At 43.6% G+C, this 20605-nt stretch carries 21 protein-coding genes and 1 pseudogene; 14 read left to right on the top strand and 8 right to left on the bottom strand.

Translation table 11 applies throughout. From position 1 onward, the window contains the following. Positions 1–61: 61 nt before the first annotated feature. The 3 genes from QMK20_RS25705 to QMK20_RS25695 all read left to right on the top strand — a co-directional run bounded on the left by QMK20_RS25705 (position 62) and on the right by QMK20_RS25695 (position 1907). Positions 62–610, top strand: coding sequence for a copper amine oxidase N-terminal domain-containing protein (locus QMK20_RS25705; RefSeq protein WP_283653847.1), 549 nt, complete (start codon positions 62–64; stop codon positions 608–610). Further along, positions 567–941 carry a hypothetical protein gene (locus QMK20_RS25700; RefSeq protein ID WP_283653846.1) on the top strand — a complete coding sequence of 125 codons (375 nt, stop codon included), beginning with the start codon at positions 567–569 and terminating at the stop codon, positions 939–941. The genes QMK20_RS25705 and QMK20_RS25700 overlap by 44 nt, the downstream gene beginning before the upstream one ends. 288 nt (positions 942–1229) lie before the next feature. Continuing rightward, on the top strand, positions 1230–1907 hold the full coding sequence (locus QMK20_RS25695; RefSeq protein WP_283653845.1) for a cell surface protein: 678 nt from the start codon (positions 1230–1232) through the stop codon (positions 1905–1907). 314 nt (positions 1908–2221) lie between these two features. On the opposite strand, the gene QMK20_RS25690 is transcribed toward QMK20_RS25695, so the two are convergent. The 3 genes from QMK20_RS25690 to QMK20_RS25680 all read right to left on the bottom strand — a co-directional run bounded on the left by QMK20_RS25690 (position 2222) and on the right by QMK20_RS25680 (position 6341). After that, on the bottom strand, positions 2222–3604 hold the full coding sequence (locus QMK20_RS25690; RefSeq protein ID WP_283653844.1) for a transcriptional regulator: 1383 nt from the start codon (positions 3602–3604) through the stop codon (positions 2222–2224). A 300-nt stretch (positions 3605–3904) separates the two neighbouring features. Continuing rightward, positions 3905–4885 (bottom strand): alpha/beta hydrolase, encoded by a 981-nt coding sequence (locus QMK20_RS25685; RefSeq protein WP_283653843.1) that lies wholly within the window; start codon positions 4883–4885, stop codon positions 3905–3907. A 493-nt stretch (positions 4886–5378) separates the two neighbouring features. Beyond that, positions 5379–6341 (bottom strand): tyrosine-type recombinase/integrase, encoded by a 963-nt coding sequence (locus QMK20_RS25680; RefSeq protein ID WP_283653842.1) that lies wholly within the window; start codon positions 6339–6341, stop codon positions 5379–5381. Positions 6342–6442: 101 nt separating this feature from the next. Here QMK20_RS25680 and QMK20_RS25675 point away from each other — a divergent pair, with 101 nt between their 5' ends. After that, entirely contained in the window at positions 6443–7015 is a 573-nt protein-coding gene (locus QMK20_RS25675; protein ID WP_283653841.1) for an HD-GYP domain-containing protein, read from the top strand. 20 nt (positions 7016–7035) lie between these two features. Next, positions 7036–7578, top strand: coding sequence for a PilZ domain-containing protein (locus QMK20_RS25670; RefSeq protein WP_283653840.1), 543 nt, complete (start codon positions 7036–7038; stop codon positions 7576–7578). A gap of 91 nt (positions 7579–7669) precedes the next feature. Here the strand turns inward: QMK20_RS25670 and QMK20_RS25665 are convergent, their stop codons facing one another. Together QMK20_RS25665 and QMK20_RS25660 are read right to left on the bottom strand one after the other, a co-directional pair. Beyond that, the gene (locus QMK20_RS25665; RefSeq protein WP_283653839.1) at positions 7670–8752 is read right to left on the bottom strand and encodes a hypothetical protein; all 1083 of its coding nucleotides are present in this window, start codon (positions 8750–8752) and stop codon (positions 7670–7672) included. 55 nt (positions 8753–8807) lie between these two features. After that, positions 8808–8915, bottom strand: a pseudogene (locus QMK20_RS25660) (sugar ABC transporter permease); the annotation flags it as partial. 317 nt (positions 8916–9232) lie between these two features. Here QMK20_RS25660 and QMK20_RS25655 point away from each other — a divergent pair. From QMK20_RS25655 to gtfA, 4 genes are all read left to right on the top strand, one after another. Continuing rightward, positions 9233–10216 (top strand): LacI family DNA-binding transcriptional regulator, encoded by a 984-nt coding sequence (locus tag QMK20_RS25655; RefSeq protein ID WP_283653838.1) that lies wholly within the window; start codon positions 9233–9235, stop codon positions 10214–10216. 174 nt (positions 10217–10390) lie between these two features. Then, positions 10391–11734, top strand: a complete 1344-nt coding sequence (locus QMK20_RS25650) for an MFS transporter (RefSeq protein WP_283653837.1) — start codon at positions 10391–10393, stop codon at positions 11732–11734. A 45-nt stretch (positions 11735–11779) separates the two neighbouring features. Beyond that, on the top strand, positions 11780–12562 hold the full coding sequence (locus QMK20_RS25645) for an alpha/beta hydrolase family protein (protein WP_283653836.1): 783 nt from the start codon (positions 11780–11782) through the stop codon (positions 12560–12562). A gap of 38 nt (positions 12563–12600) precedes the next feature. Beyond that, on the top strand, positions 12601–14055 hold the full coding sequence (gene gtfA, locus QMK20_RS25640; protein ID WP_283653835.1) for a sucrose phosphorylase: 1455 nt from the start codon (positions 12601–12603) through the stop codon (positions 14053–14055). A gap of 54 nt (positions 14056–14109) precedes the next feature. Here the strand turns inward: gtfA and QMK20_RS25635 are convergent, their stop codons facing one another. Together QMK20_RS25635 and QMK20_RS25630 are read right to left on the bottom strand one after the other, a co-directional pair. Then, positions 14110–14295, bottom strand: a complete 186-nt coding sequence (locus tag QMK20_RS25635) for a hypothetical protein (RefSeq protein WP_283653834.1) — start codon at positions 14293–14295, stop codon at positions 14110–14112. Between the two features lie 79 nt (positions 14296–14374). Beyond that, positions 14375–15058 (bottom strand): hypothetical protein, encoded by a 684-nt coding sequence (locus QMK20_RS25630; RefSeq protein ID WP_283653833.1) that lies wholly within the window; start codon positions 15056–15058, stop codon positions 14375–14377. A 343-nt stretch (positions 15059–15401) separates the two neighbouring features. Between QMK20_RS25630 and QMK20_RS25625 the strand changes: the two genes are divergently transcribed. The 5 genes from QMK20_RS25625 (at position 15402) to QMK20_RS25605 (ending at position 19854) form a co-directional block, all read left to right on the top strand. Beyond that, positions 15402–15719, top strand: a complete 318-nt coding sequence (locus QMK20_RS25625; RefSeq protein ID WP_044644206.1) for a PTS sugar transporter subunit IIB — start codon at positions 15402–15404, stop codon at positions 15717–15719. Beyond that, the gene (locus QMK20_RS25620; protein WP_283653832.1) at positions 15712–16044 is read left to right on the top strand and encodes a PTS sugar transporter subunit IIA; all 333 of its coding nucleotides are present in this window, start codon (positions 15712–15714) and stop codon (positions 16042–16044) included. The genes QMK20_RS25625 and QMK20_RS25620 overlap by 8 nt, the downstream gene beginning before the upstream one ends. Before the next feature lie 85 nt (positions 16045–16129). Beyond that, complete coding sequence (gene celB, locus QMK20_RS25615) at positions 16130–17458, top strand: PTS cellobiose transporter subunit IIC (RefSeq protein ID WP_283653831.1); 1329 nt, start codon at positions 16130–16132, stop codon at positions 17456–17458. A gap of 73 nt (positions 17459–17531) precedes the next feature. Then, positions 17532–18941, top strand: a complete 1410-nt coding sequence (locus tag QMK20_RS25610) for a glycoside hydrolase family 1 protein (protein WP_283656345.1) — start codon at positions 17532–17534, stop codon at positions 18939–18941. Between the two features lie 202 nt (positions 18942–19143). Continuing rightward, complete coding sequence (locus QMK20_RS25605) at positions 19144–19854, top strand: GntR family transcriptional regulator (RefSeq protein ID WP_283653830.1); 711 nt, start codon at positions 19144–19146, stop codon at positions 19852–19854. A gap of 98 nt (positions 19855–19952) precedes the next feature. On the opposite strand, the gene QMK20_RS25600 is transcribed toward QMK20_RS25605, so the two are convergent. After that, the gene (locus QMK20_RS25600) at positions 19953–20489 is read right to left on the bottom strand and encodes a PadR family transcriptional regulator (RefSeq protein WP_044644212.1); all 537 of its coding nucleotides are present in this window, start codon (positions 20487–20489) and stop codon (positions 19953–19955) included. Positions 20490–20605 lie beyond the last annotated feature (116 nt).

The following is a 20605-nucleotide window of genomic DNA, read 5'->3' as shown; positions in this document are numbered from 1 at the left end:
TATATTGTATCTTTAGGCAATTGGTGGCAGCGATTAAGCGATTAAAAGAAGGAGGTTAAACTTGGACCCTCTATTTATGTGTATATTTAGGACAACTCAGTTATCCTTCACTTTACTTGCATTTACTCTGTTCAGTACATCTCCTGTAGTTAATGCAGCTCAAACCGATTATTCTTTGAACTTTAGCGGAACATCTTTACTTAAAGTAAACGATTATGATGTCCTGTACAGCGCTCCCGTGGGCCCATATACAAATAAAGAAAATCGTTTAATGGCTCCCCTTCGTTCTGTGTCTGAACTTCTTGGTGCTAAAGTTGAATACAATTTGAAGTCACAGGAAGCTATTATCAACTGGAAAAAAGACAAGATTGTGTTTTACAAAGGTAAGGATATGTATGAATTGAACGGTGAGACTGTACAAATGGATACCTATCCTGAACTGAAGCAGAATTCTTTTATCATTCCACTTGGTGTATTACTAAGAGCTATGGATATTCCATTTGAATATAAAAATAATAAGGTTGTTTTGCAAAATGAATCTTTTAACCAAAGTAAGGTTCTTCAACATGTCACTGAATTGGATTGGGGGGAGAAACAATATATTAGATAACAATTCTATTTTAGACGTTCGTGATTTTAAAATAATAGCCAAGACAAATTCCTCAGGAGAACTAGAGGGTAATTTAACTGTAAGTGCCTTGAACCGTTCAGGTTCTGCGATTAAGGAAGGCAAGGAGGATTTACACGAAATACTTGTCTTTAATCAAACGCTTAACATGGATGCTGATCAGGCTTCCGTAGATATTCCCGATAGAAAGCGTCCAAAGATTGAAAAGGGAAGCTCGGTTTCTCGAAGCATTTCATTTCTCACTATAAAAGATCCTCTTCAATATGTATTAGTTGCTGGTAGAACGATAAAAACAAAAGATGAGATTAAGTGAAAAAGATAAAAAATAGTCCTTCACGCCTTGTTCATGCTGATTAATCCATTTTCGCCCTTGCTTGATGATAATCCTTATACAGCAAGTCCTAATGCAAGTTTTAAAGTTAAGCTGATAGATTAATTTTTTGAAGCTACAGCATTTTTTTGTTTTCGCCCAGTCGATTGCTTGAAGGCATTCGACTTTTTTTAATTTTGCGTATGTTACGTCGATAACAACGCTCAGCGCTAATGATAAAGCTTCATACGATCTTGCTTATAAAAGATATTAATTAAGGAGGTACGACCAATGAGAACTAGCATGAAGAAAGCATTTATGTTCTTGTCCATTTTAACTACGGTTGCAATACTGGCTTCTGGTTGTTCAAATCCTAAGGTAGACAAGAATATAACGAAGTCTGGCGAAATTCCAACTAGCTATATACAAGCATCATTTGTTATAGATATAAATAACCCCAAAGAGGTTGTAGGTTATACTGACTATGCATTTGTAGGCCTCGTAGAAGAAATGACGGGAACGGAGTATAAATTTCCTGTCACGAAAGAAACGGAGGATGGACCCAAAGTATTGACAAGTCCCTATACAAATTACTCCGTTAAAGTGCTTAGTAATATAAAAGGTAATTTAAAGAAGGATGTTTCCATTCCTATTCAAAAATTTGGGGGACTGAATGATGATAAGAGCACATATTTCTTATTTGAAGATGATTCCCTACCACAAAAAGGAAAGGTATATGTGTTCACTGCGACCGCAGAGCAGGATGGTTCTTTACTCGTATCAGGACCTAATTCTAACATAGAGGTAAAAACAGATGTTTTTTCGAAAAACAGTATCCAGAAACTTAGTGAAGAGAGCATTGCTAATGAACTAACCAAAACAGAGGAGTATAAAACATATCAAGATGCCTATAAAAACGAGATCATTAAAGATCGAGAAAGATTTACTTCCAAGTATGAAGCTCCTTAATATGAGCATTCTGCTGTGAAACTCTAAATACCAATTCCTGATATAGATTTAATTTTTTTGTAAAGCAGTCTAAACCTCTTCTATAAGGGGTTTAGACTGCTTTTAATCTAAAGATGTATATTCTCTTACTTTGCAAATCCTCAAAAGAAAAAACCAGCTCGAAGAACTGGCTCCACGGTATAAAATTCTTTAGCAAAAAATCATCAAACCCCACCATGTTGTTCAAATGGTTTGTAAATAGACCCTTTTTTTGGATTGTATTGAAAGGGTGACTATTGCCACTTTCAGAAGGCTAGTCACCGATAAAAGTAACCCTAACTTTTTTCAATTTCGTATACTTTATTAATCAAATTTTGGTAGGTATCTATTGTTCGCGATGATGCATATTTTTTAAAACGTTCAAATAGTTCAACACACTTGATGATGGATGCTTTGCTACTCGATTTAATTGTAGAGGATAATTCCAAGCTGTTAATTAAATATTTAAATCCCTCTTGATATTCACCTCTACGTAAGTTGTAATTAGCTAATTCCTGTAAAAAATGAGCGATGCGCTCTGACATGAATTGTTGGGTGTACACGCCTACACTTTTTTGTTGTTTAACTAGAGACTGGATCTCTGTTTCAAACCGCTTGAGTACATCATCTACATTAAAATCATATTGGTTAGCCGCTTCAATTATGTTAACCAGTGCGGTGAGAACCTCGTTTTTCTTGGAAGTAACGTAAGTTAAATAGTCTGGAAGGACACTTATATCTCCAGCCAACAGCTTATTCACGTAAGTGTTAGCCTGCGCCCATTCTGTAAACCGCCCCTTCCATAGCAAGGTCTGTTCATCCGTTTCCTTCACCCAACTTAAATCAGCGTAAGTGTACGTATACTCCAATGCTTGATTGTAGTCTTTTTGCGCTTCACAGACACCTGCATGAAGTAAATAGGAGTAGGCCCAATACACAAATGGGGGATTGACTGAAGTTTTCTTCTTTTTCCGTCTTTTTAACTTAATCTGTTGATTGATCTCGCACTGAATGGCAGCCTTGTCTCCCATGATCTTAGCGAATATGTTTACCTTTCCCCATTTCCGTAATGAGCGATATGTATTCACTAAATCCTTTAACGCGTCGAGCTGGTCAGCATCATCAAGTCGTTCAACGTAATCCTCGAAATGGATCGCAGCCTGGTAATTTATTTCCTGGTCGTCCCCTTGCTTCGCCATAAAAATGCGGTACTGACAAAGGGCTAGTCGCTCAGAGTGCTGCTTTTTCTCACCGACGGCTATACTCTCATACAGGATGATGGACGCTGCAAACTTCCCTTGTAGGAAAAAGTCCTCAGCTATGGTAAACAGAGCATCGGCGTATGTCAGCTTTTCCATGAGCAAGCTGACGACCTGCTCAATACAATCCAGCATGTCCAACTCCGCGCAATTGTACAAAAGGGGTCTGACTCTACGGATGTTAGGGGTTGTTGAACTCAAAAATTCCTCAATATAATTCTTGTAAAAATGCCCTTTGGAGTGGCCTAATGTAGCTGTAATGCGATCTAACTGATGAATGGAGAGTGCACGGTTGCCTGTGACGATCCCGCTTATTGTGCCTGGATTGATGTCTGCCACCAGACCGAATTGGGTAATATTTAACCCATTCTGTTTCATGAAATTTTCCAGTTCTGTGCGTATCGTGGTTGTAGGTTCCAAATGTAACAACCCCTTTAACGTAACGTTTTATGTAGTCCGTTAGATACTGATCTATAAGGATATTTCTTGGGACAATCCGATGCTAAAATATAAAGCTATTCTGGGAGATATTATACCATCTTATGGATGTATTATATATACTTTTCAAGTAATTACTTTTTGTGAATTATGGATGTGTAAAGCTGGAGAGATATTGAAGTTCAAAGCACAAACAACCCTGTATATCTTGAGAAAACCAAGACACGCAGGGTCGTTCTATGTGGACAGGCTCACCTCACTGCCTGAACGGCAAGTTTCAGCCTACCGCTTGGCCAAGGCCAATATTTCATCTGCAACGAGATCAGGGCGATATTGATGAATATAATGCTCGGTATCCTTAACCACCAATTGCTTCGATTGCACGGACCAGGAAGTAAATTCCTTTTCGTACTTGTTCCAGACATCATTGGGAACCCCTAAGTAATCGGATGTCAGCACGGTAAGTGGGAAAAGGAAGGGCTGTTTGTCATCCAATACGACCTTTGCATTCGTCCGCGATTGACGCAGCTCGTCCTCTATATTGGCATTTTCAAGCTTAAGCAATGAGGCTGTCAGATCAATCTTCTTCAGTTCATCCGGCACGAACTTCAAGCCGTTGCGAGCTGCACGTGAGGCTTCGATAAAACTGTCAGAGTGAAAAAGCATCCGAATCACGCCTGTTTTCATGAGCAACTGATTGATAAAGCCGCCGCGTACTGGCTCCTCAGCATCAGCATAGTAATATTCTGGGCTTCCGCTATCCAACATCACGATGCCTTGTACCTCGTCCGGGTATTTCTGTGCAAACCGGAGCGTTTCGAGGGATCCTAGCGAATGTGCTACAAGCAGGTAAGGTGGCTTTTGACCAGACACCTGCAGCAATTCGTGTATTTCATTCGTTATTGTATCAATGTCACGCTTCTTGTCCGTCGTATCACTATACCCATAGCCGAACCGGTCATAAACTGCGAATTTAACATGTGGTGCAATCTTCTCATACAGTGGGGAAAAATCAACATACGGATTGGCCGTGCCCCACCCGGAAGCGAATACAACCGTTACTTTCCCTTGTCCTCCGGTATATAAATGCATATTATGCCCATTCACATTGTATAGCTTTCCGCTGGGGGTATAAGATTTCAGATCCTGCCGGGTGCTTACCTGTTCATATATCACACCTGATGCCAGAAGAACCAAAATGGCCAGCAACCCGAACATAACCGTCTTCCATAATCTTTTAAGCCATTTTTTCACTTCTCGCATCCCCCTTTATCTCAACAGCTATTCTCCTTGTATTCCCGTCATTATAAATGCTCAATCTTATCCAAAAGAAAACAGCAGCTTAATTTTAACTTAATTATTATTTTGTTTCGTCAGCAGCCGTAGTCTCTCTACATCTTTCGGATGCTCAGCAGCGAATGGGCGGACAGAGTAAATGAAAGAGGGAAGCTGCTATCCACAGCTTCCCTCTTATAGATTTTACAAGTAATCATTGTATTGTTATCACGGATATATGAGTACCGACAAATCAGTATGATTATGGTATCGACTAATGTTCTGCTCAAAGGGCATAATTGTAAAGAGAAATCCTATATCTCAAGAACTATCTAGACACTATTTTGATTGGTAAATATTAGAAGTGAATAGCGTACAATATTCATTGTGCGATATGTAAAACGAACTAAAAAAAGAATCTTTCTTATTTCATTTTAGTTATTTAAGACTATTTTTTCAACTCCTTTTTGTAACTAAATACCTATAATATATCTTTTAAGCAGTCTTCCACATAGTCGGGGGCTGCTTTTTGCATTTGGCTAACCGTATGAAGGTATCGTTGCGTCGTATTGATGTGGGAGTGTCCGAGATTTTCCTGCACCTGCTGTAACGATGCACCATGAATCAAGGCTAATGTAGCATTCGTGTGGCGAAACCAGTGGGGGGTTATCTTTTTCGTGATCCCAGCTTTTTCCCTGGCCAGCTTAATAATCGTCTCCACTTGCCTTACTGACAACGGAAACAACCTCTCCCGCATATTTAATGGTTCCTCTTGCTGGAAAGCGTCTCTGTACTGCTTGTACATCTCCCAAAGTCTTGCGGGTACTTTGACCTCGCGCTGTTTGCCTCCTTTTCCGTTAAACACGGTCAGCCACATGAACATTTCCGTCGGATCGGTATGGAAGTGATCCCACTGTATAGACACCATCTCAGACACCCGAAGCCCCAATAAAACCAGCGTGAGCGCGATCAGATAATTCCGTTCCCCCTGTGTTTTTAAATAGGCTAAAAGCTGACGCAGCTCATTTTTGGTTAAGAAATGATTTTTACTGTTCACTGGAATCCTGGGGGTTCGCACACTTGTGGTGGGATTGTGCTGAAAAATATGAATGCTCGGATCACTCCCCCACTTGTATAGCGATTTTAATGGGGCCAAGAAGCTGGCAATGGTCGCTGGTGCAGGTGTTTGCTTGGTAGGACTGCAAGCACCCTCTAATAAGCCGATTTTATAGACCTCTATATCCTGCCATGTTACTTTCCGTAACGGTTTACCAGATGTGAAATTTCGAAACTGCTGAATGGCCCTCTTGTAGTTGCGCAGGGTATACGGGGAGTTAGTGCAAGTACTTAAAAATAATCCTGTAATTTCGTCATCCGTGTACGTCTCCGGGTTATGCATGGAAGGGGCATGTAGCTGAGAAGATGTCATTTTAGACGTATACATAAAAAAATTCCTCCTGTTCGTTCGCACAATGAATATTGTGCGATATCTATTCTCAATATTAAGGCAAATCGCTGACCGCGCGTCAAACTGGAGGAATATTTATGGAAAATGTTTTAGTGAGCTGTCTAACTCGTCTGCTATCTAAAGATAAACAATTGTATGAACACTGCCTGCGGGTTGGCAATATGGCTAAGCGAATAGCTCCTTACCTGGATTTTGATGACCAGCAGACACGGAAATTCGTCATAGGCTGTTGCATTCACGATGTTGGAAAAATGCTGCTGCCGGATGACATTTTGAATAAATCAGCTCCTTTAAATGAAGAAGAATGGAAAATCATGAGGCTTCACCCCCTGTTGGGTACCCAGCTTATTTTAAGAGAGGGCATGCTGGAGCAGGATATTGTAGATATCGTTCGATTTCACCATGAACGCTGGGATGGACAGGGCTATCCGTTTGGCATAAGTGGTGACAAAATTCCGCCTATGGCTCGAATGTGTTCCATCATGGATGCATTTGATAGTATGATTTCCGATCGACCGTATCGCCAGGGCATGTCCATACAGGAGGCCAAAGAGGAGCTTTGGCGTCACATTGGAACACAATTTGATTTGCTATATGTTGAACGGTTTTTGCATCTGCCTGAGGACCTGTCGAGTGCCCTTGGACAATAATTCAGAGGGAGGCATGTTCCATGGTATTCACCATCGCAGGTCTTATCATTTTGATGATCGTTGTATGCTTGGTCAATGGAATTATTCATTTCATAGATTTAAAAAAACAATTGGGTATTAAAGAGCTGGAGAAAAAGGAAATTAAGAAGTTACTGGAGGAGGCCAACAGCAAGTTGAATCGGCGGGAAGCCTTTCGCTTGGGTATTCCGGATGAGGGCTGTGCGTTTGAGTTTTTACATTTTGGAGATGAGGCTCTGGCAAGGCTTACTCATAGAAAAGGGATCGGTAAAATACAAGACATTAGCGTGAAGGGGCTAAAGCTGATTTGCGATTATGATCTGCCTTTGAAAAAACCGGTTCTCATTCAGGTTGAATTTGAGCTAAATAAAGAGCCTTTTGTCTTGCAGGCACATTTAATCCGAAAAGAGGCGCATATTAGCCAGCCTTTTATAACCTATGGGCTTGTGTTTGATGAAATGAGTTCCAGCGATCAGGAAAGGCTGATGTACTGCATTAATCAGCGCGTTTTAAAAACCGCAGCTCCCACTACACCTGTGGTATAAAAAAGCCACGATCGCTTTTGTGTATCTGTTCCCGTTATGGAATGACCTGAGCCGTCGGGGAAAGGATCACAAGACGGCTCGTGGCTATTATCTATTGTGCGCTGTACGGATTGGTGCTGTAGGTCAACGAAAATTCACCCAATCCGTCAAAGAGCTTGTCCACCAGGTAGGCAGGGTCATACAGCATCCGACCTGATCCCAGATCGCGATAGTTCTCGAAGCTCCAGCCCCATGGCGCATTAGCGGCATTGGCACGGCCGTTGTCGCCCTTGAACGTGCCGTAGCTGCTCCACAGGTCCAGCGTAAAATCGTTCCGCAGCGGCCACAGCGAGGTTTCCAGCGGGATCAGCTCGTACCCCATACGCTTGCTATCGTCAAAATTACCGATTTTGGAGTCCCATAGCTGTCCACCGGAGGCGTTGAGATTCACCGGAGTTCCGGCCTGAAAGATGTAGCCGGATTTGCCTTTGGCGCCTTTACCGTTGTAAGGCTTGAGCGCGTGTCCGAAATCACCGTCCGATTCGAGGAAGGACTCGTCATTTTGCGCACTGTATACCAAGGGATGGGTGCCGGAGGCGTTCGTTTCAGTGGTGAAGTTGCTGTCATAGTAAACTGAGCTCATTCCTGGATCATATTGAACCGCCTTGTTGGCAGGGCCATACATGCCCAGCTTGGCGTGTCTCGGCATCAAAGCCAATTCCAGCTCGCCGTTCGGATTGGTCACCCTGGTGCCGTCTTTTTTGGCTGTGCCTGGCTTGCGGATCGTGAACATCATGCCTTCCATATCATTTTCATGATCTCCCAACGTCCCTCGTGGATCATGTGTAGCGTAGAACAGATCGTAACCGATGAAATAGTGGGTATCTGATTCCACGACCGACCAGTATACGCTTGGCTTCAAGGGTAAGCTGCTGCCTTTGGCATACTTGCCGATATTATCCCAGTTGTTTAGCCCTGACCAGTCGCCGTCAAAGTTTACGGGAATCGGAATATCCCCTTCGGGGTTGTTACCTACATCCTGATACAGCACAGGCGACCAGTATTCCACAAGTCTGGACTGCTCGGATGCGCTCAGACCCGCTGCTGCTGCCTTGGATGGAGCCACAGCGGGTGCGATCAGGGTCGCCCCCAGAATGATAACCGCTGCTAATGCTTTGTTTCCTTTTTTCCACATGATAAACACACTCCTTCGTTTCGTGAGATTTTTAATTCCAGTGGAGCAGATTGGCGATGCCGCCAATAATAACCCAGGAAATAAAATGTGGAAGATATAAAATGGTTTGCGATATCTTCTGAATGCGGGAAGAGGTCAGCTCATGGAGCATCACCGCCAGCAGCGCATATAGCTGCCAGTCTATTTTCATTTATTTCCAAACCTGACGATATACAGTTCTCTCTTTCTTCGAAGAATACCTGCCTGTACGCACAGTTTCCGCGTTCGTATTCATACAGCGGCCTTTGATGAATCCCTCCCGTATGGATCGTAGGTAATAAGATGCGTTTCACAATTCGGTTATACCCCGGCTGTGGACCTCGGGATATAAAAATAATTAAGTGGAGACATTTTCAAACTTTCGTTAGAATTATGGCATGTGAATATTTGAGAACAAAAAAATAACCCTAGGATTTTCTTATGCTTACGGAGGCTAGTCCATTGAAACCAAAAATAGAAGATGTAGCAAAGCGTGCAGGTGTTTCTCCAACGACGGTTTCCAGAGTCATGAATAACAGGGGATATATCAGTGAAAAGACACGTTCGTTAGTATACAACGCTATGGAAGAGCTGAATTATGTACCGAACGAAATGGCCAGATCGCTGTTATCCAAACAAAGCAACATTATAGGGTTGATTTTTCCAACCGTGAGTAATCCCTTTTATGCGGAACTGATTTTTCATATTGAACTCGCTTGCGAGGAGCTGGGGTATAAGGTTTTTTTGTGCAACAGTTTGAAAAGTGCAGAGAAGGAAGCCAATTATTTGAGCATGCTGCTGCGGAACCAAGTGGATGGAATTATTGTCGGCAGTCATAACAGGGGTGTATTTGAGCGAGTAAACTCTTCATTCCCGATTGTCTCAATTGACCAGTATATTTCTGAAGAGGCGGTTGTCGTTTCTTCGGATAATTATTTGGGTGGGAAGCTAGCAACGGAACATTTAATTCATAAAGGCTGTCAAAAAATCATTCATATCAATGGGCCGTACATGCTGCAAACCGAGACACATTTGCGTTTGGAGGCCTACCAAAAAACGATGGAGAATCACGGGTTGGAGTCCATTTTTTACGAAGTCCCAAGGTCTTTTGATCAAGAATTATATAAACAAATCATTCATCAGATTTTTAGTGAGCATCCAGATGTGGATGGTATTTTTGCGAGTGATGATATCTTGGCGGCAAACGTATATTTTGAAGCCTTGAAGACAGGTAGACGTGTGCCGGAAACGTTGAAAGTTGTTGGATATGATGGGACAGAGACGGCCCAAGCCTTTATGCCACAGTTAACCACCATTCGTCAGCCCATTCAGCAAATGGCCCGGCAAGCCGTAGGAATTTTGAACAAACGAATTAATGGACAGGACTACACGGGGGACTTAAATCCGCTGCTCCCGGTCCATTTGATCCCTGGGCAGACAACCTAGAATGATGGCCGTTCCCCTATTTCTTTTGTTGGGTAACGGCTATTTATTTTTTTGAAAAATTTTATGTCAATCGTTTGACATGTCAATCCTTTAGTATATAATATAAATTATTATAGAATGTTTTCTGAAAACGCTTTACTTGCAACGTGAATCTCACATAAGGGGACGAAGAAGATGAGCAATAAGTTAAGCCTCAAAGAGAAGTTAAGCTATGGCCTGAGTGATACCGCTTACAATTTGGTATTCACTGTTGTTTCAACATATCTCATGTTTTACTACACCGATGTTGCAGGACTAAGCCTCGAATCTGTCGGTCTGTTATTTTTAATTGTCCGTGTACTCGATGCCTTCGCCAGTCCGATCTTCGGGATTCTCATTGATAGAACCAATTCCAAGTATGGTAAAGCACGGCCCTGGTTTCTATGGTTGGCAATTCCATTCGGGATTATCACGGTGCTGTCTTTTGCTGTAGGCTATTTCGATGATTCTTATAAACTGGCGTATGCCTATATTACCTACATTTTACTGAACATTATCTTTGCAGGTATCAATGTACCTATTTCGGCGATGCTACCGAGTCTCACTACGAATCCACTGGAAAGAAGCTCGGCCAATATGTTTCGTAATATCGGCGGACAGATTGGTGTGTTGGTATCAGGTGTGGTTGCTCTTCCATTGGTCATTTTTTTTGGAGGGGGGACGAACCAAAAGGGATTTATATTCACCATGGGGATATTCTCCGTGTTATCCGTAATTATGTTTCTATTAACGTTTAGGAATACGAGAGAGCGTGTTCAATATGATCAGGGCAAACCGGTTCCTTTCCGAGACAGCATTAAGGCGCTCTTGCCCAATTTTCCATGGTGGATGCTTGCACTGACTAATTTTGTGATCTTTATCGGCGTAGTGGCCAAAGGGTCTACCATGATATTCTTCTTTAAATATAATATGGGAAACGAGGGAATGAGTTCGCTTGCCAATGGGATTAATGCAGGTGCCATGATCATCGGTATGTTGCTAGTTCCATTTATTGTAAAGAAAATGAAGAACCGAAATCTGGTTTTGATTGGGTTACTGGTCAGTATTCTGGGACAGATTGTGATGTGGATGGGTTCGATGGAGCCTTCTGTTGCTCTTACACTGTTTGGTGTTGCTCTGGGATCGTTTGGTTTGGGGGCTGCGCAAAGTACGGTTTTTGTTATGTTTGCCGATACCGTCGATTTTGGAGAATGGAAGTTTGGTGTCAGAGCTCAAGGTCTGTTAACGGCAGCCGGAACGATCGGAATTCAGTTTGGCGCAGGGATTGCAGGAGCTTTAACATCCAAAATTCTGGCTAAGGGAGGGTTTGTAGCTAACATGGCGCAGACAGAGTCTGCATTGCAGGCCATTACAACTAATTTTGTCTGGATTCCTGCGATTGCATTTGCGATATGTATGCTCTTCATTTATATGTACCGGATTGACTTTGTCCAAAGCCAAATGCGTGCAGAGCTGATTGAAAGAAGAGCGGCTCAGTAACTTAACATATTCATATTCAAAAAATTTGAGATTGAGGTGGCTGTCATGTCATTACAATATATTGAAACTTCTGTTCATGGGTTGACGCTAAGAGGAACAGCTCATATTCCTGAGACCCTCAAGGGCAGTAAATATCCTACTGTCATTATGTTTCATGGATTTGGGGCTAACCGGATCGAATATTTTTACTCATTTGTTCAAATTTCACGCCTGCTTGAAAAGCAAGGGATTGCAGCTGTGCGGTTTGATTTTGGAGGGCATGGCGAAAGCGAGGGTGATTTTTACGACGTGACCATTTCCGGAGAGGTGGAAGAGGGAAAGGCCATCGTTAACTTTGTCCGGCAGCTGGAATTCGTAGACCCGTCCCGAGTCAGTCTAATGGGTATGAGCCTAGGGAGCGTGGTTGCCAGTATAGTAGCTGGTGATTTGTCTGAAGACATTCACTCTTTATGTATGTGGTCCCCTGCGGCAACCGTAACCGACGAAATCAATAACAACAAAACGATTCAGGGACAATCGATTTCGTCCATGGATCAACAGGGGTATTTTGATTTCAACAGTTTGCGTCTTGGACCGGGATTCATTGAGGATGTAGCCAGCTTGGATATTTACACCAGAGCCTCAAGTTTTAAAGGAAATGTCACCATTATACATGGAGATCAGGACTTTATAGCACCTATTCAATATGCCTATCAATATGAACAAGCCTATTCACAGCCCATTGGCATTCAGATCATTGAAGGTGCCGACCATTCATGGGGAAATGTACCTCATCGGGAACAGCTGTTCAGAAATACGTTAGATTTTTTTGAAAAGAACGCTAAATAATAGATATCCCACAGCGGGAGAACAGGGGAGAAACCATCGTGTCCATTAAAAATGAAATTATGCTTATCACTTATGCAGACAGCATGGGGAAGAATTTGAAAGAGCTGGGGGAACTGCTAAACGGCCATTTTAAACAGGTTATCGGTGGCGTCCATTTGCTTCCTTTTTATCCGTCTTCGGCAGACCGTGGCTTTGCTCCGATGACCTATGAGAGCGTTGACGCACCCTTTGGTGACTGGGAAGATATTAAACGGCTGTCTCAGGATTTTTACCTCATGTTTGATTTTATGATTAATCATATCTCTCGCAGCTCGGCGTATTTTCAGGACTTTGTCCAACATAAAGACGCTTCGCCGTACGCCGACTTGTTTATCCGGTACAAGGATTTTTGGCCGAATGGAGAGCCCACTCAGGAAGAAGTGGATTTGATTTATAAAAGAAAGCCACGTGCGCCTTATGTTGATGTCGAGTTTAAGGATGGTACGACGGAAAAGGTATGGTGTACCTTTGATGGGGAACAGGTGGATCTTAATCTGCACTCGGACGTGACCCAGCAATTTGTCAGAGAAAACCTGATTCGTCTGGCTGAAAAGGGTGCTTCGATCATCCGACTTGATGCTTTTGCATATGCTACCAAAAAAAGAGGAACCAATTGTTTTTTCGTGGAGCCTGAAATTTGGGACATGCTTGGTGAAGCACAGGAGATATTGAAGCCATACGGCGTCGATGTTCTGCCGGAGATTCATGAACATTACTCCATTCAGTTGAAGCTTGCTGAGAAGGATCATTGGGTTTACGATTTTGCCCTGCCTATGCTGGTGCTGCACACACTGTATAGCGGTAATAGTGAGCGTCTCACTCACTGGCTGAACATCTGTCCGAGAAAGCAGTTTACTACGCTGGATACTCATGATGGAATTGGAGTAGTGGATGCCAAGGGCTTAATGACGGATGAAGAGATCGAAGAGACCAAAAATAATTTGTTCTCCAAGGGAGCTAACATTAAAAGGGTATACAATACGGCCGCCTATAATAACCTGGATATCTATCAACTCAACTGTACGTACTATTCAGCACTCGGCAACAACGATGATGCCTATGTACTGGCAAGAGCCATTCAGTTTTTTGCACCGGGCATCCCCCAAGTCTATTATGTAGGGCTGCTGGCAGGTGAAAATGACATCGCGCTATTGGAAGAAACGAAGGTAGGCCGTAACATTAATCGGCATTACTATTCCCAAGAGGAAGTCATTGAAAACCTGGAAAGACCAGTTTTGAAGCGATTGTTTCAGTTGATGAAATTCCGCAATTCCTATCCTGCTTTTGATGGTGAAATCAAAATCGTAGAAGCTGGAAATTCCGATCAGTTGGAAATCCAATGGGAAAAAGGGACCTATCGTGCCCTTCTGAAAGCCAACGTGCGGACCCACGCATTTACAGTTGATTATGTAGATCTGGAAAAAGGGTCCCTTGTACGTCTGACAGGCGTTTAACTGATAGGACGCATCGGATTCCAAGAGCATAACAGAATATAATGTCCTGCACGGTTATTCAGCCGCCCGCCCACAGTCTATTCCCTGTTGCGGGCGGATTTTCATTTTACGGTAACCACCGGGCGTGATGCCTTCCAGCTTTTTCAGGGAACGGTTCACCGCCAGCTCACGCAGCACGGATACTTCGATTTCCTCCACTATTGATTCCAGTGTATCCGCGAACCTTTTTTCTCGACCCATTCATCCGCCGCCGCTTTACGCCTGCCCGCTGTTCTCACCTTCGCTCTGCCGTACCCCTTTCTGCATGTCCTACTAACATCTACAAATATTGACGCTTTAGCTCCTGTACACAGGCTTCAATTCGTTCCGGTATGATGTGAAATAGTGAAGACCACGGCATGAACAGCTCCGGCGTGAAGTAATATTCCTCAAATTCCATGGCTGGTACGAAGGACAACGATTGGAGATGGCGCCGTACAAGCCCATCAATTTCATCATTCGTGGCAATCAGGCCGTGGAACAGCTCGTTCGTCAGCAGCCCGTCCACCCCGGCGCGTTCGTTCGCATTGGTGTACAGGTCAGGCAACAATTCGAAAATGTCCGTGATCGGCGAGAAAGCGTGCTTTCCCGGTTGAGAGTACAGACGTACATGCGTACCGTCTAGTAGATTACCGCGGTCCTTGAGTAGCCCTTTGAACACTCTGCCGTGGAAGCTGGCTTCGCAGTCTACGACCTCACCATCATGCCCGACATAGACCCACACATGCTCCAGCTCATAGAGGTGACCGATTTCGTAGTCCCACCAGATGGCATACTCCACAATATGCTTCACCCGTTCGTCCGAAAATTCCAATGTGCGACGAAAGGAGGGGGAAGGACCCGGTTGATCCAGCACCGTCACACCAACAAAATCCGGGTAAAATGGCTCCTTGTGATCAAACATCAGGTAAGGCGCATATCGCAGCCAAAGAGCGGTATTGTTGTCATTATCGGTTACATTCATGGGCGGAACCTCCGTTTCGTGTAATGTAGTGAAGCTATGAATACCTGTTATTTCTGCTAATCATACAACTGCTTGTATTCCTCGTCTATATGACCCCCGGTTCGCACTTCGAGGGACGAATTATGCACTATTCTAATATTCTGAGCCTCAAATGTTATTGAGAGATGAAAGAGAAGAGATGAAAGCGTTAATGTTGAGGAAAAAAATAAAATGTGTCATTTTAAAAAAAGTCTATACATATAAATTAAATGTATAGACAAATTTAAAAAGCGGATTTATAATTACGCTGTAAACGTTTTCTAGTAGTTAGCATCCAATCAGACCTTGAAGGGAAGGAACAATCATGAAGAAAATTTTACTGGCGTGTAGCTCAGGTATGTCTACAAGTTTGCTGGTTACCAAAATGCAGGATTATGCCAAATCTATTGGAGACGAGGCTGAAATTTGGGCAGTAGGTCAAGATCAGGCGACAGAAGACATGGCTAATGCTGACGCGGTATTGATTGGCCCGCAAATGAGTTTTCTTAAAGGACAGCTGCAAAAGGAAGCTGCTCAATACGGTATCCATGTAGAAGTGATCGACATGATGGCGTACGGACTGGTGGACGGCAAGAAAGTCTATGAACAGGCTTTGAAGCTGGTGGAGCGTAAAAATGGATAAAGTCAACATAGCCGATCTGACGGAAGAGCAAATTAGTTTCCAACTCATTCTTCATAGTGGAAGCGCTCGCAGTAAAGTGATTCAAGCACTGAGCGAATACCGGAATGAGAACACGGAAGGTGCAGACGATCTCATTAAGCAGGCGAAGCAGGATTTGCGGGCTGCGCATGATATCCATTTTCAAATGGTGAAGAATGAAGCCGGAGGAAACCCAACTCCTTTGTCGCTCCTTCTGATGCATGCGGAAGATCATCTCATGTCCACGGTCACTATGAAGGATCTGGTTCAAGAGCTACTGGAGCTTTTTAAATCCAGAAATTTATAATCTGTACACAAGAGTTTGTGAAATTAGGGGCATGAAAATTTCACAACAAACCTGATGCAAGTTACTTCGCGGGGAGGAATAGGCTTTGTTTGAAAAATTAAGCCAAATTTTAATACCTATTGCCGGTAAACTGAACAACAACCGCTATCTTACTGTACTGCGTGATGCATTTATGTTGTCATTTCCATTAACGGTTTTCGGCTCCATTATCGTCGTTATTATTAATCTGCCGTTTCTGAAAGGGTGGATGGGCGAGGGCAATCTGACGACTTTTCAGAATCTGCTGAATATTGCGCCCAATGCAACACTGAATATCATGACTATGTTCGTGGTCGTGGGGATCGGATATTATCTATCCCGAAGTTATAAGGTCGAACCGATATTTGGCGGCATGATCGCTTTGGCCAGCTTCCTGATGCTGACTCCGTTCGTGCTGACACAAGAAAGCGGTGCCACGATTGCTGGGGTCATTCCGGTCGACCGGATCGGGGCCAAGGGCATGTTCCTCGGGATGATCGTCGCTTTTATCGCGGCTGAGATTTACCGAAAGGTGACGCAGAAGAAGATTGTTATTAAAATGCCACCAGGGGTTCCGCCAGCGGTTGCCAAGTCTTTTGCCGCGTTGCTTCCTGCGTGTATTACGCTGGGCATATTTTTAATCATCAACGTAGTGGTTACTCTGACGCTTCATAATAACCTGCATGATTTGATTTATCATGCCGTTCAGGCACCGCTGGTGCATTTGGGCAGTGGCATTATCCCTACCTTGATTGCTGTTTTCTTTGTCCAGCTCTTATGGTTCTTTGGACTTCATGGTCAGATTATTATCAACTCGGTCATGGACCCGATCTGGAACACGCTGGCACTTGAAAACTATGAAGCGTACTCCAAAGGTTTGGAGCTGCCGCATATTATCACTAAGCAGTTTGTGGATATTTATACAGTAGGTATCGGTGGTACAGGTATGACCCTGGCCGTGGTGCTCTCGATTCTATTCTTCCTCAAGAGCAAGCAAATGAAGCAGGTCAGTAAGCTGGCCCTTGGACCGGGTCTGTTTAATGTCAACGAACCCGTCATATTCGGTCTGCCGATTGTGATGAATCCGCTGATTTTTGTCCCATGGGTCATTTCTCCAATGATCGTTACACTGATTACTTACTTTGCCATGTCCACCGGGATTGTACCGCCGCCAAACGGGATACAGGTTCCTTGGACGATGCCGTTGTTCTTTAGTGGAATGATGGGTACGGGCTCTCTGATGGGTGGCGTGCTGCAACTGTTTAATATGGCTGTCGTCTTTATCATCTGGTTCCCGTTCCTGAAAATTATCGACCGGGTAAATGTTCGTAAAGAACAGGAAGAGGAGCTTGGCCAAGCAGCCAGTGCAGGCAAGGATCAAACTGTTGGAATGTAACGTGAATGAGCTGCTGGATTAGCAGCTTGTTCATTGGAAAAGAGAGAGGAGTAGAGCTGTGAATCATACCGAAATGAAAGATACAGAGAAGCAAACCGTTTCATACCGTTTTCCATCCGACTTCTGGTGGGGTTCCTCAGCTTCGGCTACCCAGACAGAAGGAACCGTGGAGGGAGACGGCAAAGGACCGAACATATGGGATTATTGGTTTGAGCAGGAGCCGAACCGTTTCTATGACGGGGTCGGTCCTGCGGATACGTCCCGTTTCTATACCCGTTACAAAGAAGATATTGCACTCATGAAAGAGCTTGGTCACAACTCTTTCCGGTTCTCCATTTCCTGGTCTCGTCTGTTTCCGGCGGGAAGAGGTGCCATAAACCAGCAGGCGGTTCAATTCTATAATGCCGTCATTGAAGAATTGCGTCAGGCCGATATTGAGCCGTTCGTGAATCTGTATCATTTTGATTTGCCGATGGCTTTACAGGAAAAGGGAGGCTGGGTGAACCGGGATACGGTCGAAGCATATGTGGATTATGCCAATATCTGCTTCGAGCTGTTCGGGGATCGTGTAGCCAAATGGTTTACGCATAACGAGCCAATTGTCCCGGTGGAAGGCGGCTATCTGTACGATTTCCACTATCCGAATGAAGTGGATTTCCGTAAAGCTGTACAGGTGGGGTATCATACCCTGTTATCGAGCGCAAGTGCCATTCAGGCATACAGAAAGGGAGGCTACAAGGGCAAAATCGGCATTATTTTGAACCTGACGCCAACCTATCCGCGTAGTCAGCATCCGGCAGACGTGCAGGCCGCTGAGATATGCGATGCGTTCTTTAACCGTTCCTTTTTAGACCCATCTGTGACGGGAGAATTTAATCCTTTGCTCGTGGAGCTGCTGCGCCAAGAGGAATTTTTACCCATCACGGAAGAAGGGGATCGGGAGATTATACGTCAGGGCACTGTGGACCTGCTAGGCATTAACTATTATCAGCCGCGCAGAGTCAAGGCCCGCGAAAGTCTGCCGAACCCGGACGCGCCTTTTGTGCCGGAACGTTACTTTGATTATTATGTGATGCCAGGTCGCAAGATGAATGAGATGCGGGGCTGGGAGATCTATGAGAAGGGCATTTACGATATCCTGACCAATGTCAGACAGAATTACGGAAATATTGAATGCTTTATCTCGGAAAACGGGATGGGTGTTCAGGGCGAAGAGAAATTCAGGGATGAACAGGGTATGATCCGCGATGACTATCGCATTGATTTTATCCGTGAGCATCTAAAATGGGTTCAACGGGCGATCTCGGAGGGCTCAAATGTGAAAGGCTATCACCTGTGGACGTTTATGGACAACTGGTCCTGGTCGAACGCCTATAAAAACCGCTATGGCTTTGTATCTGTCGACCTGCAGGACGGAGGCAAACGATCCGTTAAACAAAGTGGGCACTGGTTCAAGCAGGTGATCGAAAATAACGGATTTTAAGGTGGTCCTCTGGACCGCCTTTTTTTCTTCATCACCGAAAATGGACTATGCCGTATGCCGCTGGTGAGAAAGTGTAATGTTCGGTATACTTACTTATACCGTAACACCTTAACGTCCCGCCTGCAGAACAAAATGAACCAGCGATACCGATGTTTTGGTAAAATGCTGACATAAAACAATTTTTAGTACAGGTGGTAGACTGATGAATAAATACGAGCGGATTGCACAAGAGGTCAAACAGCGGATTATGGATAAGACTTATAGCGGTGATGATCCGATTCCCGATGAAATTTCGCTGGCAAGTGAGTTTCAGGTGAGTCGGATGACGATTAAGAGGGCATTGGATACGTTGGTGATGGAAGGGCTGCTGAATCGTAAACGAGGACACGGAACCTTTATCGTCAAATCGGTTCACAACGGTCCTGTTAATGTCGTCGTGAATGAAATGCTGGGGTTAACCAATCTGCTGCGCGGGAAAGAAATCAAAAATAAAATCGTAGCCTTTGACGTTCAATTTCCATCCGAGGAAGTAGCGGCTCATCTATTTATTGATGCCAATTCTCCTGTGTATCACCTCATCCGTCTGCGTGTTGTAGAGGGTGAGCCCTATGTTATCGAGCGCACGTACATGCCCACGAAGCTGATTAGCGGTATTACCGAGCAGGTGCTGTATGGCTCGGTGTACAAACATATTAAGGAGGAGCTGGGCCTTAATATTGTCGGTTCACATCGTACAATTCGCGCGTCCAAGTCGACAGAACTGGATCGGGAGCATTTGGACTGTGCAGCGGATGATCCAATCTTGGAAATTGAGCAGGTGGGATATCTGGATACGGGTATTCCGTTTGAATACTCTTTCTCACGACATCGGTACGACAAATTTGTGTTTACCACAGTGAACCGGATGCGTTGATAAGTAAAGAATAAAAGAATAAGCATAAGGATTCGAGCTACAGATCTCGGATCCTTATGCTTTCTTTTGGTTAACCATTTAGGGGAAAAGGAGACGTTCTATTTTTTACAATAAGAAATAAAATTTTCTAACCATTGTATGATTCCAGTCTCGCGTAAAATAGCACCATCTAATACAAGATAATCGCCAAAGTTATCACTATCAAGAGGAGGAATAGTTTCATAGCGTTCTTTATTTTTGCGTAAATGTTCCAGCCTATCTTGATGTTGAAGCAGCTGATGTTCCAACAGATCTAATCGGGTTGTTACATCCAGATGATTAGAAAAATACATTCTCAGCCTAAACACATCTTTGGGAGTCGGTTCAATAGGCTCTGCTTTTTTTAACCATTGTAAAAAATCTTCTTTGCCTTCCTCCGTAATCGAATACAATTTTTTTTCTAAAATCTCTCCGCTAATTTGGATTTCGTAGACGATAAGTCCCTCATTAAGCAGTTTTTTTAATTCTGGATAGATCTGACTGTGCTTTGCAGTCCAAAATTCGCCTAAATCTCTACTGAATTCTTTACCGATATCATAACCAGTCATAGGTTCTTTATTTAACAAGCCTAGGATGGCATATTTTAAAGTTCTCATAAGGCTCTCTTCCTTATACATATTCGTCGTTTATTGGTTAAGTATAACATATTTAGCGAGTCCACAATAAAATTGATACATATATTCAAAAACACGTTCGACAAATCATATAAACA

It is taken from the genome of Paenibacillus sp. RC334, from assembly GCF_030034735.1.
GTDB classification, from domain to species: Bacteria; Bacillota; Bacilli; order Paenibacillales; family Paenibacillaceae; genus Paenibacillus; species Paenibacillus terrae_A.
This window is presented reverse-complemented; position numbering and strand designations above follow the sequence as displayed.

Coding starts and splice junctions, on each gene's coding strand:
- QMK20_RS25700 (WP_283653846.1), top strand. CDS start 567: ATGTCACTGAATTGGATTGGGGGGAGAAACAATATATTAGATAACAAT.
- QMK20_RS25695 (WP_283653845.1), top strand. CDS start 1,230: ATGAGAACTAGCATGAAGAAAGCATTTATGTTCTTGTCCATTTTAACT.
- QMK20_RS25685 (WP_283653843.1), bottom strand. CDS start 4,885: ATGCGAGAAGTGAAAAAATGGCTTAAAAGATTATGGAAGACGGTTATG.
- QMK20_RS25680 (WP_283653842.1), bottom strand. CDS start 6,341: ATGTATACGTCTAAAATGACATCTTCTCAGCTACATGCCCCTTCCATG.
- QMK20_RS25675 (WP_283653841.1), top strand. CDS start 6,443: ATGGAAAATGTTTTAGTGAGCTGTCTAACTCGTCTGCTATCTAAAGAT.
- QMK20_RS25670 (WP_283653840.1), top strand. CDS start 7,036: ATGGTATTCACCATCGCAGGTCTTATCATTTTGATGATCGTTGTATGC.
- QMK20_RS25665 (WP_283653839.1), bottom strand. CDS start 8,752: ATGTGGAAAAAAGGAAACAAAGCATTAGCAGCGGTTATCATTCTGGGG.
- QMK20_RS25650 (WP_283653837.1), top strand. CDS start 10,391: ATGAGCAATAAGTTAAGCCTCAAAGAGAAGTTAAGCTATGGCCTGAGT.
- QMK20_RS25645 (WP_283653836.1), top strand. CDS start 11,780: ATGTCATTACAATATATTGAAACTTCTGTTCATGGGTTGACGCTAAGA.
- QMK20_RS25635 (WP_283653834.1), bottom strand. CDS start 14,295: ATGGGTCGAGAAAAAAGGTTCGCGGATACACTGGAATCAATAGTGGAG.
- QMK20_RS25630 (WP_283653833.1), bottom strand. CDS start 15,058: ATGAATGTAACCGATAATGACAACAATACCGCTCTTTGGCTGCGATAT.
- QMK20_RS25625 (WP_044644206.1), top strand. CDS start 15,402: ATGAAGAAAATTTTACTGGCGTGTAGCTCAGGTATGTCTACAAGTTTG.
- QMK20_RS25620 (WP_283653832.1), top strand. CDS start 15,712: ATGGATAAAGTCAACATAGCCGATCTGACGGAAGAGCAAATTAGTTTC.
- QMK20_RS25610 (WP_283656345.1), top strand. CDS start 17,532: ATGAAAGATACAGAGAAGCAAACCGTTTCATACCGTTTTCCATCCGAC.
- QMK20_RS25605 (WP_283653830.1), top strand. CDS start 19,144: ATGAATAAATACGAGCGGATTGCACAAGAGGTCAAACAGCGGATTATG.
- QMK20_RS25600 (WP_044644212.1), bottom strand. CDS start 20,489: ATGAGAACTTTAAAATATGCCATCCTAGGCTTGTTAAATAAAGAACCT.